Below are 13774 nucleotides of genomic sequence, written 5' to 3'. Positions count from 1 at the left end.
TGTTTCTGATGCCATGCATCTCGGAGATTGATGCAATGTCCCAGTACCAGAGCCTTGACGCCGATGTGTTACGCACCTTCGTTGCCATTGCCGAGCAAGGTGGCTTCACCCGAGCTGGTGAAGTGGTCAACCGCACCCAATCGGCCGTCAGCATGCAGATGAAGCGCCTGGAAGAAGATATCCTTCAGCGGCCCTTGTTCGAGCGCGAGGGGCGGCAGGTGCGCCTGACCGCCGAAGGTCAGGTGTTGCTGGGGTATGCCCGGCGCATCCTCAAGCTGCACGGCGAAGTCTTCAACACGCTGCGCATGCCGCACATGGTGGGCCTGGTGCGTATCGGTACGCCGGACGACTACGCCATGCGTTTTCTGCCGAGCATCTTGTCCAGCTTCGCCAAAGCCTACCCCTTGGTTCAGGTGGAGGTGCACTGCGATACCTCACGCCAACTGATGCTGCGCAAGGACCTGGACCTGACCATCGTCACCCGCGAGCCCGGCAACGAGATCGGCCAATTGTTACGCCAGGAGCGGCTGGTATGGGCCGCGGCCGAGGGCTTCTGCCCGCACGAGCAGCGCCCCATGCCACTGGCATTGTTCAACACCGAATGCTTCTGCCGCGCCTGGACCTGTAACGCACTGGAAACCCAGGGCATCGACTACCGAGTGGCCTATACAAGCCCCAGCCTCTCAGCGATTTTTGCCGTGGTCACCGCAGGGCTTGCGGTGACCGCCCAGCTGCAGAGCCTGATCGGCGGCAATCTGCGGGTACTCGGCGAAGCCGAAGGCTTGCCTGAATTGCCGCTGGCCAACGTCATGCTGGTACGTGGCGGTCAGTCACCCTCCCCCATCACCGACTGCATGGCGCAGTACATCATCGAAGGGTTCAAGTGACACGCCTGGGGCTACAGTTCGAAACCCAGCATGACCGCGCAGGCCACCAGGAAAACGCAGAACATCGCCCGCAGCGCCTTTTCCGGTAAGGCGTGGGCCAACTTCACGCCCCAGCTGATGCTCAACAGCCCGCCTACCGCAAGCGGGATACCCACGCCCCAGTCCACACTGTGGTGCACGGCGTAGGTCACCAAGGTGACCAACGTACTCGGCGCGGCCAGGGCCAGCGACAACCCTTGCGCCACCACCTGGGTGGCACCGAACACGCTGGTCAATAGGGGCGTGGCGACGACCGCGCCACCGACGCCGAACAACCCGCCCATGGTCCCGGCGAAGCTGCCGAGAACGCCAAGCCAAGGCCAGGGATGACGCAGCTCGGTACTGGCAGGGCTGACTTTCATGAACATCCTGGCCACGTTCCAGATCGCCAGCGCCACCAGAAAGCCCACGAAGCCCAAGCGCATGGCATGTGCGTCCAACCCCACCGCCCAGATCGACCCCAACCACGCGAACACAAAGCTGCACAAGGACAGCGGCAAGGCATGCCGCAGCTCGATGCGGTTGCGCTGGTGATAGCGCCATAACGCCAATAGCACGTTGGGCACGACCATGACCAACGCCGTGCCCTGCGCCAATTGCTGGTCAAGCCCGAACAACACGCCAAGGGCCGGGATGGCAATCAGGCCGCCACCGATGCCGAAAAGCCCACCCACGGTTCCCAGGGCGACACCCAATACGCCGTACAGCACCCACTCGATCATCAGCCTTCCACTTTTATCGTGCACAGGGATCGTCATGCTAGCGGCTGCACGCTGGCAGCGAAACGCACAGCCACGCACAATGGCTGTGCGTTTCCTGCATAAGCGAATTTGCCCATGAACCCCGATGCATTGATCGATCAACTGAGCTTGTTTCTGGATGTACTGGAAACCGGGAGCTTTTCCGGCGCGGCCCGGCGTCACCCGCTGACGCCTTCAGCAGTTGCCCGGCGTATCGACAACCTGGAGCGAGCCCTCGGCAGCCGCCTGTTCAGCCGCAGCACCCACGCCGTGCGGCCAACGCCTGCGGGCAATGCGTTTGCCGAACGCGCCAGGCATGTCATCGATGAGTTGCGCCTGGCCCGGGCTGAAGCGGTGTCGCTGAGCAATGCCCCGGAAGGCTTGATACGCATGGATGCACCGGCGGCCTTCGGGCGTCGTCATCTGGCACCGGCGATCGCCGATTTTCTGGTGGCCTACCCTGGCCTTGACGTGCAGTTGCGCTTGATCGACAGCTTCGTCGACATGCACGGTAGCCATTTGGGGGAAGTCGACCTGGTGTTACGGGCAGGTCCGCTGGCCGATACACGCCTGGTGGCGACACCCCTTGCCGACATGGTGCGCATCGCCTGCGCCAGCCCCGCCTACCTGGCGGCACGGGGCTTGCCCAAGTGCCCCAGCCAATTGCCCGGGCATGACGGCCTGGACTGGGACGGCCTGGCACCCCCGTTCGCCTGGAGATTCGAGGTGGACGGCCAGACACGTCTGTACCGGCCCTCGCGCATGCGCATGGTTGCCAACAATGCCGAAACACTTCTGTTCGGCGCCCTGGCCGGGCTGGGAATCGCCCATTTACCGACGTGGCTGACCAGTGAATACCTGCTGCGCGGGGAATTGATCGCGCTTTTTTGCGACGCTGGCTTGCCCCAACCGGAGACGAGCGGCATTTATGCACTTCGCCTTGAACATGAAACGAACTCTCGCAGCCGATTGCTGCTCGAATTCCTCAAGAGCCGCTTTAGCCCAGTCCCGCCGTGGGATCTGGCACTGCGCAGTGAATTACGCTGGTAGTAAGCGTACCCACCATCAGCGTGCTAGTTTCTTATTCAACGAATTCAAGGACCTGCATGAACGCCGATAACAAAGCCTCTGGCGCCGAACTGCTACTGGAGAACCAGGTCTGCTTCGCGCTGCATTCCACCTCGTTACTGATGACGAAGGTGTACAAGCCCTTGCTTCAGGCCCTCAACCTGACTTACCCGCAATACCTGGCGATGCTGGTGTTGTGGGAGCACGATGGTTTGACCGTGGGCGAAATCAGCCAGCACCTGCTCACTGACCCAGGTTCACTGACACCGTTGCTCAAGCGCCTGGAAAGCGAAGGCCTGCTCAAGCGCACCCGCAGCCGTGAAGATGAGCGGGTTGTGCTGGTGCAGCTGACAGACAAAGGGCGCAAGTTGCAGAAGCAGGCTGAAGAAGTGCCTCAGCTGATTCTCAAGGCCAGTGGGCGTACCCATGAGGGGCTGCAAAAGCTGCAGGCAGATTTACTGGCACTGCGCGAGAGCTTGCAGAGGACGTTGTGAGGGGGGACCTTGGGTTGGAGCGGCGCTGCGCAGAGGCGGTGCTGTAAAACCCAGTTTTGCGTGGGATTAACAGTTGGGGCCGCTTTGCGGCCCCAAATAAGCACCAGACAGTAGCGGTGCTTCAGGCTACCCAGGAAGCATTACTTCTTGGAGCGACCTTTGAAGCTGTTGTCGCGGGTGTCGATGTCGATCCACTCGTCGATCTGAATGAAGTCCGCCACCGAGATCTCGGTACCGTTCTTCAGCTTGGCAGGCTTCATCACCTTACCCGAGGTGTCACCGCGCGCGGCGTTCTCAGTGTAGACGACCTGACGGCTGATGGTGGTCGGCAGTTCTACCGAGACTAGGCGGTCTTCGAAGAAGACGGCTTCACAGACATCTTCCATGCCTTCTTCGATGTACGGCAGAACGGCTTCGATGTCCTCGGCGTTCAGCTCGTACATGGTGTAGTCGGTGGTGTCCATGAAGTTGTATGAATCACCGCTGATGAACGACAGCGTGGCTTCCTTGCGGTCCAGGATCACGTCGTCCAGCTTGTCGTCCGCACCGTATACGGTTTCGGTCTTGTAGCCGGTCAGCAGGTTCTTGAGCTTGGTCTTCATGATCGCGCTGTTACGGCCCGACTTGGTGAACTCAGCTTTCTGAACCAGCCACGGGTCGTTGTCGATCCGCAGGACGGTACCGGGTTTCAGTTCTTTACCAGTTTTCATTACGCAGTATCCGAATCTGGATGGATTTATAAAAATCGAGGCCGCATATCATAGCGAATTTCCACAAAAGTGTACTAGCGCCTTGGCAAGGTCCGGCCCAGCGGCCTGCTGAGCAGCCCAACAGCGGGCATGCTGCTGCAATTGCGCCCAATATGCGCGGGCCGCGCGCCAGGCCTGCCCCATGTCCTGGTCCATGTTCCAGGCGCGCCACAGCCCGAGCAGGGCAGCTTGCGCCTCGTCCGACAAGCCACGTCGATAAAGCGCCAGGAACGCCTCGAGTTTTTCCCAGTGAGCGTTTTCTTCCTGCACGTAGATGTGCCAAAGCATGGGCTTGGCGGCCCACTGGGCGCGAACGAAGGAATCTTCGCCCCGTACGGCGTTGAAATCGCAGCTCCACAACAGCCGGTCGAAGTCGTCCTGACTGACGAAAGGCAACACCTGCACCGTCAATGACCCGCGCACATGCACATCGCCCGCCTCCAGCTGCGTTACCCCCAGCCACTGCGCAAGCCCGGCGATGCTCCGTCCTTGCGGTACCAGCACATGGCACGCCTGCGGGTCGGTGGCCAGCGCCTGCAACCAGCTGGCAAGCTGCGGATTCTCGTAGGCAAATAGCATGATCAACAGCGCATCTTGCCCAGGCGCCACCCCTAAGGCCTCTAGAAACGTTGCTCGCGCTCGGTTGGACGACTCGAAGGCGTCACGCCTTGGCAGCAGGTCATGCTCGCGAAGCAGTCCACCGGTCTTTTCGGTGAAGCCTGGAAAGAAAAACACCTTGCGCAGCCCGTTTGGCTGCGGTGATGGCAGCCCATGACAACCTTCCACCCAAGGCTCGGCGCTCAGGTATTCAAGGTTCAGCCACACAGGCGGATGGTTACGCGCTCGCATGGCCTGGACAAAAGCGTCGGGCAGTTGGCAGGCGAATGCGCCGATCACCACATCACCCGGCTCCACCGGCACCCAGGTAGGCGACCACTGACGCACCTCTACACCCCGCAGCCATTGCTGCGCCGCCGTGGCATCTGCGCCAGGGCACATGGGCACGAAGGCATTGAGGTCATCAACCCACAAGCGTACGGCCACCTCGTGCTCGGCCACCAGTTGCCGGGCCAGGCGCCAGGTCACACCGATATCGCCGTAGTTGTCCACGACGCTGCAAAAGATGTCCCAAGTGGCTGTCATGCTGGGCTCCCTAACCCGTGCCAAAGCTGCGGATTCTGCGCATAAATTGTCACCAAAGACAGCCGTGGGCGAAAAAAGGCCGGCTTGCATGCAACAATGCGCCAGTGCCCACCTTGCCAGGAAGCAACCATGCCCCGTCGCCGCGAATTGACGATCACACTCAAACCCTTGCCGCTGATACTGAGCATTGCGCTGGGGCTATGGCTGGGCGCCCTGGCCATTGCTGCCAGCCTGTGGCTTGCAGACCAGCTTATGCCCACCCCGGCCGAAGCACCGGCGTCAGCCACCACGCAAGACGCCCCCCACGCCACTACGCCCCCGACCGTCACCCAGCCACCGGACGCCCAGGGCGAAATGTTCGAGCGTTACAAGGACATGCTGCGCAAGCAGCAACTGGAACAGGCTGCCGAAGCCGCCCAAGGCAACCCGCGCAACCTCAACAGCCCCAAGTGCCAGTTCTGGTTGCAGCAGAATCGCACGGCCCCTACAGACAAAAGCCAAGCCAACGTGCTGGAGTTCTGTTACTGATCATGAACAAGCCCCACCTGATAGCGCAGATCATCACGGCCCTTGAACACGACCTGGATGTGGTAACCCGGGCAGCGCAGAGCGCCTATGAAGCTGCGACTGCCGAAGAAAACATCGCCGAGAACAAGTACGACACGCTGGGCCTGGAAGCCTCCTACCTGGCCACCGGCCAGGCCCGGCGCAGCGCCGAAATCCGCCAGGCACTGCACACCTATCGGCAACTGAAGCTGCGCGACTACGACCCTCAGCAAGGGGTGCAGGTAAGCCAGGTGGTCACCTTGGAAGATGAACAGGGCCAATGCCGCAGGCTGATCATCGGGCCAGAGGCGGCCGGGCTGAAAATCGGCACGGGCGATGGGATGGTCATGGTGATCACGCCGCGCTCACCTTTGGGGCAACAACTGATGGGCAAGCACATTGACGACGAGGTCTGTCTCAATGCCACACGCTGGACAGTCGTCGAGGTGATCTAGCGCCTGCCCTCAATCGCCCCCAAGCGCTGCTCCATAAGCTCTAGAAAGGCTCGGGCGGCGGGTGTCGGATGGGCCGACCAGATCGCGTACAGGTGCCGCACTGGCGCATCGAGCAGTTGCACCACGGCCACGCCGTCAAAGCCCTGGGCCACCCGCTCCGGCACCAGGCCGATCGCCATGCCGCGCTGCACGAACTTCTCCACCAGCTGCACATGACCGATCTCGAACTGCACCCGACGGTGCAGCCCTGCCGCCTGGAAAGCCTCGTCGGTCTGCCGACGTGCACCCGTGCCTTCCGGGAAATCCACCAGCACCTCCCGGACCAGGTCGGCGAGTGTCAGTTGCCCGTGTCCGGCCAGGCGGTGGGTGGGTGGAAGCACGGCGACGAGTGCTTCCCGAGCCAGCAGGCGATGCTGCACACCCTGCACGCCCTCGCCTTCCCACAAGCCGATGAAACCCACATCCAGTCGGCGTTCGAGCACATCGGCGACCAGCAGTTCGCTCTTTGCCGTGAGCCAACGCACGTCCACATCCGGATAGTGCCCGTGAAAATCGGCAAGCAGATCGACCAGGTCCAGGGCCGTCAGCGAGCTGATTTCGCCAATGGTCAGTCGACCGCGAACCTGGCCACAGGCGGCCGCCACATCGTCGGCGATGCGGCGCGCTGCCTCCACGGCTGGCCGGGCGCTGAGCACGAACGCCTCGCCTGCCGGGGTCAGGCACACCCGGCGCGAGGTGCGCTCGAACAGGCTCACACCCAGCTGGCCTTCCAGCCTGGCCACCTGATGACTGAGGGCCGACTGCACCACATGGCAGCGCTCGGCGGCACGGGTAAAACTGCCGGTCTCGGCCACGGCCAAGGCGTATTCGAGCTGTTTGAGGTTCATGGATCTATCTGCTTTCACGATCGATGGCGTGAGCACTATACATTGGTGTCATGCGTCTCGGATGGCGATAATCTTTTCCACTTCACTGCCTGTCACGAGAACCCCAATGCACACCCCAACCCTCAGCCGTGCCCTGATTCTGCTGATGGCCACGGCCACTGGCCTGGCCGTGGCCAGCAATTACTACGCTCAACCCCTGCTGCACAGCATCGCCCAGCAGTTCGGCCTGAGCACTGCCAGCGCCGGCAGCATCGTGATTGCCGCGCAGCTCAGCTACGGGGCCGGCCTGTTGCTGCTGGCACCGCTGGGCGATCTGTTCGAACAACGCCGGCTGATCACCGTGATGACCGTGATCGCCACGCTTGGCCTGGTCATCAGTGCCTGTGCCCCCAGCCTGCCCTGGTTGATACTGGGTACCACGTTGACCGGGTTGTTTTCCGTGGTGGCGCAGATCCTGGTGCCCATGGCCGCCTCGCTGAGCGAGCCCAATCAACGGGGGCGTGCCATCGGCACCTTGATGAGCGGCCTGTTGCTGGGCATCTTGCTGGCGCGTACGGCCGCAGGCTTCATGGCCGAACTGGGCGGGTGGCGCAGCATCTACGTGCTGGCTGCGGTGCTGATGGGTATCACGGCCCTGGCCCTGCACCGTAGCCTGCCGGAGCATCACAGCCATGCAGGCCTGCGGTATCCGGCCCTGATTGGCTCCGTGTTCCGCCTGTTCATCGAAGAGCCGGTGCTGCGCCTGCGCTCGCTGCTGGGCCTGCTGGCGTTCAGCCTGTTCGCGCTGTTCTGGACGCCCCTGGCATTTCTGCTGGCCAACGAGCCTTATCACTACTCCGACGCGGTGATCGGCCTGTTCGGCCTGGCGGGTGCGGCCGGGGCGCTTTCGGCCAACTGGGCCGGGCGGCTGGCTGACCATGGCAAGGGCTCGCTGGGGACCACGGTGGGGCTGGTGGTCTTGCTGCTGTCCTGGGTACCGCTGGGCTTTGCCGAGCAGTCCTTGCTGGCCTTGCTGCTGGGCGTGCTGATGCTCGACCTGGCCGTGCAGCTGGTGCATGTGAGCAACCAGAACGCGGTTATCGCCCTACGCCCCGAAGCGCGGACCCGTCTGAACGCGGGCTATATCACATGCTATTTCATCGGTGGCGCCCTGGGGTCGCTGCTGGGCACGCAACTGTTCCAGCGCCAGGGCTGGCCAGGCATCGTGCTGGCAGGCCTGGTGATTGGTGCGTTGGCGTTGATCGTTTGGTGGGTAGCCGCGCGTAAAGCCAAACCCGAAGCCTTGGTGCGCCAGTAGCCGTGCCTACGGGGGCTGCTTGGCGCGCAGCCCCGCCCTAAGACGCCCCCAAGGCTTTTGTCTGCGCCCATTACCTTAAGCGACTGATACTATGCGGGCTTTTTCACAGCCTGTGCCGCGCCTTCAGGAGCCCCACGCATGCCCCCGCCTCATCCTCGCTTGCCCCTTGGCCTTTTAAGCCTGGGCTTGGCCCTGCAATGCCCTGCGGCGTTCGCAGCCCAAGGGGTGCAACTGGACCCGCTTGAGGTATCCGATACCTACGGCAACGATGGCTACCAGGCACGTGAAGCTGCCGTGGGCAGTTTTCAGGCTGCCCCCCTGCTTGACACCCCGGCATCGATCAGCGTCTTCAGCCAGCCTTTGCTGGAAGATCGGCAGGTACGCCTGCTTAGCGAAGTGCTGCAAGGCGACGCTTCGGTGGGGGAAAGCTACGCACCGGTCGGGTACTACGAGAACTTCAACGTGCGCGGCTTCGAGCTCAACGCCGCCAGCAGCTACCGCCTCAACGGCCACACCCTTGTCGGCGAGCAGAACGTGGCCCTGGAGAACAAGCAGCAGGTGGAACTGCTCAAGGGTCTGTCGGGGCTGCAAAGCGGCGTGTCGTCGCCAGGCGGCCTGGTCAACTATGTAACCAAGCGGGCCGAGCCCGTGCGCCGGGTCACGGTGTCCACCAACGAGCAGGGCGAACGTTACCTGGCCACCGACGTCGGCGGCTGGTTCGGCGACCAGCAGCAGTTTGGCCTGCGGGTGAACCTGGCGCATGAGGACATCCGTTCCTATGTCGCGCATGCCGACGGCCAGCGTGATTTCGCGGCGCTGGCGTTTGACTGGCAGATCAGCCCGGACGCCACCTTGCAATTGGATGCCGATTACCAGCACCGCCAGCAACGCTCGGTACCGGGTTATCAGCTGCTGGGCGGCACGCGCCTGCCTCACGACGTGGACCCCAAGGACCGCCTGGCCTACCAGCAGTGGGCCAAGCCTGTGCAAACCGATTCGCTGAACCTGGGCGGGCGCCTGGAGTACCGCTTCAGCGAGGCCTGGACAGGCACCGTCAGCGCCTCACGCAGCCAGGCGGTGATCGACGACTACAGTGCCTTTGCCTGGGGGTCGGGCGAAGGCGCCTTTTTCAGCAGTGCCGGCGACTACGACATCTATGATTTTCGCAGCCCCGACGACACCCGGCGTATCGACGAAGCGCAGGCCACGCTCGATGGGCGCTTCGATGCGCTGGGCCTAGGCCACGCGTTGACCCTGGGCACCAGCGCCCAGCGCCGTACACTGGACCTGCGCCCGTACTACAACGTGTGGCTCGGCACCGGCACCCTGGGCGAAGTCGCGCCTGCCCTTCCCCCCTCAGATCAACCCGTCGGCGCCAGCGAAAGGCGCCTGGACAGCCGCCAGTACGGGCTCTTCGTCACTGACCGGGTGACGTTCAATGAGCACTGGCAAGCCATACTGGGCGCCCGGGAAGTGCGTCTGGATGAACGCACCTGGGACGAAACCGGCACTGCCGGGCGGCACACTCGCCAATATCAACTGCTGCCCAACGCAGCGCTGGTCTACAAACCTGCGCCAGACACCATCCTTTATGCCAGTTATGCCAAAGGGCTTTCGGCGGGCGGCACTGCACCTTGGTTTACCCAAAACGCTGCGCAGATCCTTGCCCCTACCCTCTCGCGCCAGCTGGAAGTGGGCCTCAAGCATGACTGGGAGGCGCTGAGCGTGAGCGCTGCGTTGTTCCAGATTCGTCAGGCGTACCAGTACGCGCGCCCTGACGGCGACGGCGTCTTCACCTATGTGCAGCAAGGCCAGCAGAAAAACACAGGGCTGGAACTCGGGGCCAGCGGTTGGGTGACATCCAACTTACAATTGCAGGCCAGCGCGGCCGCCATTCGTGCGCGGGTGGTGGGCAGCGGCACCGCTGAGCGTGAGGGGCATCAGGCCATCAACGTGCCAAGGTTCCGGGTAGCCCTGCAGGCGCAGTACAGCCTGCCGGTGCCAGGGCTGGCGCTCTTGGGCGGGGTCCGCTACAGCGCCCGCAAGTACGCCGACCATACAGGCAACGTGGCGGTGGGCGGGTATACCGTGTTCGACCTAGGCGGGCGCTATCAGACGCGCATCGGGGGGTATGACACGGCGCTGCGGCTGACAGTGGACAACGTCTTCGACAAACGTTACTGGCGGGATGTGGGGGATTATCTGGGGGATAACTACCTGTTCCAGGGGGCGCCGCGTACGGCACGGTTATCGGCTTCGGTGAGTTTTTGAGTTGTAGTGGGGTGAGTGGGATTACTAGCTTCGCAGCAGGCATTGCCGGGGGCCGCGGCGCGGCCCATCGCGGCACCAGGCCGCTCCTACAGGGATACCGCGTGCCCCCTGAGTTCACGCTGTACCTGCGTATTAACGACCCTGCACCACACCCGAAGGCTATTGAATCCAGCGTAGGAGCGGCCTTGTGCCGCGATGGGCCGCAGCGCGGCCCCGGCAATGCCTGCTCCAAAGCTGCAGCCCGTGCCTCACACACCACCGGCAACCCAAATAGCTACCCCAAAAACAAAAAGCCCCCGTGCTTTTCAGCACAGGGGCTCTTCGTAGAATGTGGCGGTGAAGAAGGGATTTGAACCCTTGATACGATTTCTCGTATACACACTTTCCAGGCGTGCTCCTTCGACCACTCGGACACTTCACCGTTTATCTTCAAGCCGTACGGCCTGTCGAGGTGCGCTAATTTAGTGAAAGACGTTTCCTTTGGCAAGCATTTTTTTCAGTTTTTTCATGCATTTGCATCCGGCCGTCGTCAGCGGCTGACTGGCCGGTCAGCCTTGCTGCTTTACCTGGCCTGCGCCGCTGGGTAACGTCAGCGCCACGCCAACAAAAGGACTCTGCCATGAGCGAGCTGATCACCTACCATGCCGAAGACGGCATCGCCACCCTGACCCTGAACAATGGCAAGGTCAATGCCATCTCGCCGGAGGTCATCGACGCGTTCAATGCAGCGCTTGATCGCGCCCTCGAGGCCCGGGCGGTGGTGATCATTACTGGGCAGCCAGGCATTCTGTCGGGCGGCTACGACCTGAAAGTCATGACCCGCGGTCCCAAAGAAGCCATCGAGTTGGTCACCGCAGGCTCCACCCTGGCGCGCCGTCTGTTGTCGCACCCGTTTCCAGTGGTGGTGGCCTGCCCGGGCAACGCCGTGGCCAAAGGGGCGTTCCTGCTGCTGTCGGCCGACTACCGCATTGGCGTCGAGGGCCCGTACAAGGTGTGCCTGAACGAAGTGCAGATCGGCATGACCATGCACCACGCGGGCATCGAACTGGCCCGTGACCGCCTGCGCCGCTCGGCCTTCCACCGCTCGGTGATCAACGCCGAAGTGTTCGACCCCCAAGGGGCGGTGGATGCAGGCTTTCTGGACAAGGTCGTGCCCGCCGAGCAACTGATGGATACCGCCTTGGCTGCAGCACAAGCGCTCAAGCAGCTGAACATGCTGGCCCACAAGAACACCAAGCTCAAGGTCCGCAAGGGCCTACTCGAAGCCCTGGACAAGGCTATCGAGCAAGACCAGCAACACATGGGGTGACCCCATCACCTGCACAGATCGCCCACTCAACCTACACCAAGGTTTGCCCCGGCCAGTGCACAGTCGTACACTGCCGGGCGACTGTCTGGTGTGAGTCGTACCATGCTTTACGTTCTTCGCATGTTCCTGCTGGCGCTGCATTTTCTCGCCGTTGGCGCCGTGGGGCTGATCATTGGCCTGTGCCGCCCGTTCAATCCCGACAACAGCCGCGTGTTCGCCCGGCTCTACAGCGTGCCGGCCACCTGGCTGATGCGCCTGAAGGTCCAGGCTCAGGTGGGGCCTTTGTGGGATCAGCCGCCTGGCTGCGTCATCATCGCCAACCACCAATCCAACTTCGACCTGTTCGTCCTGGGCCAGGTGGTTCCGCAACGCACCGTGGCCATCGGCAAGAAAAGCCTGGGCTGGATTCCGCTGTTCGGGCAGTTGTTCTGGCTGGGCGGCAACGTGCTGGTCGACCGCAAGAACGCCTACCAGGCCCGCAAGGCGTTGCAAAAGACCACCCGCGTCCTGCAGAACGACACCTCCATCTGGATATTCCCTGAAGGCACACGCAACGCCGGTGAACAGCTACTGGCGTTCAAGAAAGGCGCATTCCACATGGCCATCGAGGCCGGGGTACCCATCGTACCTGTGTGCGTGAGCCGCTATGCACACCGGCTGGACCTCAACAGCTGGCGCCGCCGGACGGTGATCGTGCGCTCCTTGCCCCCCATTGCTACCACCGGCATGACGCAACAAGACCTGCCTGCGCTGATCGAGCAGTGCCGCACGCAAATGCAGCAGTGCATCGACCGGATGGAAAACGAACTGCCCTGACCCGTTGCTCTCGCGCCCGCTACAGCCCAAGCTGTAAGGCGTGTTCAACCACAAGAAAGCGGGCAGTCATGGGGCGAGTCGTGGCAGCGGCGGTATACAGCGCCGGTAGGAAGGTCACCAACATCAGTATCGATGAAGGCAGCGAGTGGGCGCGCAAACCGGGCCACTTCGTGTGGATCGGGCTGGAGGAGCCCGACGCCGAAGCACTGGCCAACCTGCAGCGCCAGTTCAACCTGCACGAACTGGCCATCGAAGACGCCCTGGAGAAGCACAGCCGGCCGAAGCTGGAAACCTTCGGCGACGCCTTGTTCATCGTCACCTATTCACCCGTGCGCCAGCAGGGTCGGCTGGAGTTCATCGAAACCCACATCTTCGCCGGCACTGGCTACGTGATTACCTGTCGCAATGGCCATTCCAAATCCTATGCCCTAGTGCGCGAGCGCTGCGAAGCACGGCCGTTGCTGCTCGAACACGGGGAGGACTTCGTGTTGTATGCGCTGTTGGACTTCGTTACCGAAAACTACCAGCCTGTAAGCGAGGCGATTCACGGGGAGATCGAAGCGCTGGAGCAGAGCGTGCTGGGCGGTTCGCTGCTTGAAGCCGACATCCGTCGCCTGCACAGCCTGCGGCGCGATCTGCTGCGCCTGCGCCGCTATGTGGCGCCTATGGTGGAAGTGAGCGAAGAACTGCAGCGCCTGAGCTTTCCCTTCATCGACAAGAACATGCGCCCGTACTTTCGTGACGTCCAGATCCACGTGACCCGGCAGATGGAAGACCTGGCCGGGATTCGCGACATTGCCAGCCAGACCATCGAGATCGGCATGCTGCTCGAAGCGTCTCGCCAGAGCATCGTGCAGCGCAAGTTCGCCGCCTGGGCGGCTATTCTGGCCTTCCCCACTGCCATTGCCGGCATCTACGGGATGAACTTCCAGAACATGCCCGAGCTGAGCTGGCACTACGGCTATTACGTAGTCCTGGGGGTGATCGCGGCCGGGTGCACAGGCCTGTTCGCCAGCTTCAAGAAATCCGGCTGGTTGTAACCAAGATAGGGGTCACCGGGCGACCCCTGCCCT

The 13774-nt window shown here is 62.5% G+C and carries 14 protein-coding genes and 1 tRNA gene; 10 read left to right on the top strand and 5 right to left on the bottom strand.

Annotated elements, in window-relative coordinates; translation table 11 throughout:
* The first annotated feature begins 35 nt into the window (after nt 1–35).
* Nucleotides 36–887, top strand: coding sequence for a LysR substrate-binding domain-containing protein (locus FS777_RS09080; RefSeq protein WP_023535366.1), 852 nt, complete (start codon nt 36–38; stop codon nt 885–887).
* Nucleotides 888–898: 11 nt separating this feature from the next.
* Here the strand turns inward: FS777_RS09080 and FS777_RS09075 are convergent, their stop codons facing one another.
* Nucleotides 899–1648 carry a sulfite exporter TauE/SafE family protein gene (locus FS777_RS09075; protein ID WP_145255122.1) on the bottom strand — a complete coding sequence of 250 codons (750 nt, stop codon included), beginning with the start codon at nt 1646–1648 and terminating at the stop codon, nt 899–901.
* 114 nt (nt 1649–1762) lie between these two features.
* Between FS777_RS09075 and FS777_RS09070 the strand changes: the two genes are divergently transcribed.
* Nucleotides 1763–2716: a LysR family transcriptional regulator gene (locus FS777_RS09070; RefSeq protein ID WP_058639827.1), complete on the top strand. Its 954-nt coding sequence runs from the start codon at nt 1763–1765 to the stop codon at nt 2714–2716.
* 56 nt (nt 2717–2772) lie between these two features.
* Nucleotides 2773–3228 (top strand): MarR family winged helix-turn-helix transcriptional regulator, encoded by a 456-nt coding sequence (locus FS777_RS09065; protein WP_058639828.1) that lies wholly within the window; start codon nt 2773–2775, stop codon nt 3226–3228.
* Nucleotides 3229–3368: 140 nt separating this feature from the next.
* Here the strand turns inward: FS777_RS09065 and efp are convergent, their stop codons facing one another.
* Nucleotides 3369–3938: an elongation factor P gene (efp, locus tag FS777_RS09060; protein ID WP_058639829.1), complete on the bottom strand. Its 570-nt coding sequence runs from the start codon at nt 3936–3938 to the stop codon at nt 3369–3371.
* A gap of 48 nt (nt 3939–3986) precedes the next feature.
* Nucleotides 3987–5120 (bottom strand): elongation factor P maturation arginine rhamnosyltransferase EarP, encoded by a 1134-nt coding sequence (earP, locus tag FS777_RS09055; protein ID WP_058639830.1) that lies wholly within the window; start codon nt 5118–5120, stop codon nt 3987–3989.
* Nucleotides 5121–5249: 129 nt separating this feature from the next.
* Between earP and FS777_RS09050 the strand changes: the two genes are divergently transcribed.
* Together FS777_RS09050 and FS777_RS09045 are read left to right on the top strand one after the other, a co-directional pair.
* Nucleotides 5250–5648, top strand: a complete 399-nt coding sequence (locus FS777_RS09050; protein ID WP_078478189.1) for a hypothetical protein — start codon at nt 5250–5252, stop codon at nt 5646–5648.
* A gap of 2 nt (nt 5649–5650) precedes the next feature.
* Nucleotides 5651–6121 (top strand): GreA/GreB family elongation factor, encoded by a 471-nt coding sequence (locus FS777_RS09045; RefSeq protein WP_145255119.1) that lies wholly within the window; start codon nt 5651–5653, stop codon nt 6119–6121.
* Here FS777_RS09045 and FS777_RS09040 read toward each other — a convergent pair.
* Nucleotides 6118–7008, bottom strand: a complete 891-nt coding sequence (locus FS777_RS09040) for a LysR family transcriptional regulator (RefSeq protein ID WP_058605790.1) — start codon at nt 7006–7008, stop codon at nt 6118–6120. The genes FS777_RS09045 and FS777_RS09040 overlap by 4 nt on opposite strands.
* A 106-nt stretch (nt 7009–7114) precedes the next feature.
* On the opposite strand from FS777_RS09040, the gene FS777_RS09035 reads away from it, so the two are divergent.
* A complete protein-coding gene (locus tag FS777_RS09035; protein WP_058605791.1) occupies nt 7115–8305 on the top strand; it encodes an MFS transporter in 1191 nt (396 codons plus the stop codon).
* 138 nt (nt 8306–8443) lie between these two features.
* Nucleotides 8444–10576, top strand: coding sequence for a TonB-dependent siderophore receptor (locus FS777_RS09030; protein WP_145255116.1), 2133 nt, complete (start codon nt 8444–8446; stop codon nt 10574–10576).
* Between the two features lie 331 nt (nt 10577–10907).
* Here the strand turns inward: FS777_RS09030 and FS777_RS09025 are convergent.
* Nucleotides 10908–10997: transfer RNA gene (locus FS777_RS09025), tRNA-Ser, on the bottom strand.
* Between the two features lie 198 nt (nt 10998–11195).
* On the opposite strand from FS777_RS09025, the gene FS777_RS09020 reads away from it, so the two are divergent.
* From FS777_RS09020 to FS777_RS09010, 3 genes are all read left to right on the top strand, one after another.
* Nucleotides 11196–11885, top strand: coding sequence for a crotonase/enoyl-CoA hydratase family protein (locus FS777_RS09020; protein ID WP_100851090.1), 690 nt, complete (start codon nt 11196–11198; stop codon nt 11883–11885).
* A 102-nt stretch (nt 11886–11987) separates the two neighbouring features.
* Complete coding sequence (locus FS777_RS09015; protein WP_058605794.1) at nt 11988–12701, top strand: 1-acyl-sn-glycerol-3-phosphate acyltransferase; 714 nt, start codon at nt 11988–11990, stop codon at nt 12699–12701.
* A gap of 68 nt (nt 12702–12769) precedes the next feature.
* Complete coding sequence (locus FS777_RS09010) at nt 12770–13741, top strand: magnesium and cobalt transport protein CorA (protein ID WP_058639729.1); 972 nt, start codon at nt 12770–12772, stop codon at nt 13739–13741.
* Nucleotides 13742–13774: the final 33 nt, after the last annotated feature.

The organism is Pseudomonas sp. DE0157 (assembly GCF_007678615.1).
Classification (GTDB): Bacteria; Pseudomonadota; Gammaproteobacteria; order Pseudomonadales; family Pseudomonadaceae; genus Aquipseudomonas; species Aquipseudomonas parafulva_B.
Note: the sequence above shows the minus strand (reverse complement) of the source record. Positions and strands in the feature narration are given on the sequence as shown.

What these genes read in the sequence shown, in the direction of transcription:
- FS777_RS09010 (WP_058639729.1), top strand. Translation starts at nt 12,770, where the DNA reads ATGGGGCGAGTCGTGGCAGCGGCGGTATACAGCGCCGGTAGGAAGGTC.
- FS777_RS09020 (WP_100851090.1), top strand. Translation starts at nt 11,196, where the DNA reads ATGAGCGAGCTGATCACCTACCATGCCGAAGACGGCATCGCCACCCTG.
- FS777_RS09070 (WP_058639827.1), top strand. Translation starts at nt 1,763, where the DNA reads ATGAACCCCGATGCATTGATCGATCAACTGAGCTTGTTTCTGGATGTA.
- efp (WP_058639829.1), bottom strand. Translation starts at nt 3,938, where the DNA reads ATGAAAACTGGTAAAGAACTGAAACCCGGTACCGTCCTGCGGATCGAC.
- FS777_RS09015 (WP_058605794.1), top strand. Translation starts at nt 11,988, where the DNA reads ATGCTTTACGTTCTTCGCATGTTCCTGCTGGCGCTGCATTTTCTCGCC.
- earP (WP_058639830.1), bottom strand. Translation starts at nt 5,120, where the DNA reads ATGACAGCCACTTGGGACATCTTTTGCAGCGTCGTGGACAACTACGGC.
- FS777_RS09050 (WP_078478189.1), top strand. Translation starts at nt 5,250, where the DNA reads ATGCCCCGTCGCCGCGAATTGACGATCACACTCAAACCCTTGCCGCTG.
- FS777_RS09065 (WP_058639828.1), top strand. Translation starts at nt 2,773, where the DNA reads ATGAACGCCGATAACAAAGCCTCTGGCGCCGAACTGCTACTGGAGAAC.
- FS777_RS09045 (WP_145255119.1), top strand. Translation starts at nt 5,651, where the DNA reads ATGAACAAGCCCCACCTGATAGCGCAGATCATCACGGCCCTTGAACAC.
- FS777_RS09075 (WP_145255122.1), bottom strand. Translation starts at nt 1,648, where the DNA reads ATGATCGAGTGGGTGCTGTACGGCGTATTGGGTGTCGCCCTGGGAACC.
- FS777_RS09035 (WP_058605791.1), top strand. Translation starts at nt 7,115, where the DNA reads ATGCACACCCCAACCCTCAGCCGTGCCCTGATTCTGCTGATGGCCACG.
- FS777_RS09030 (WP_145255116.1), top strand. Translation starts at nt 8,444, where the DNA reads ATGCCCCCGCCTCATCCTCGCTTGCCCCTTGGCCTTTTAAGCCTGGGC.
- FS777_RS09040 (WP_058605790.1), bottom strand. Translation starts at nt 7,008, where the DNA reads ATGAACCTCAAACAGCTCGAATACGCCTTGGCCGTGGCCGAGACCGGC.
- FS777_RS09080 (WP_023535366.1), top strand. Translation starts at nt 36, where the DNA reads ATGTCCCAGTACCAGAGCCTTGACGCCGATGTGTTACGCACCTTCGTT.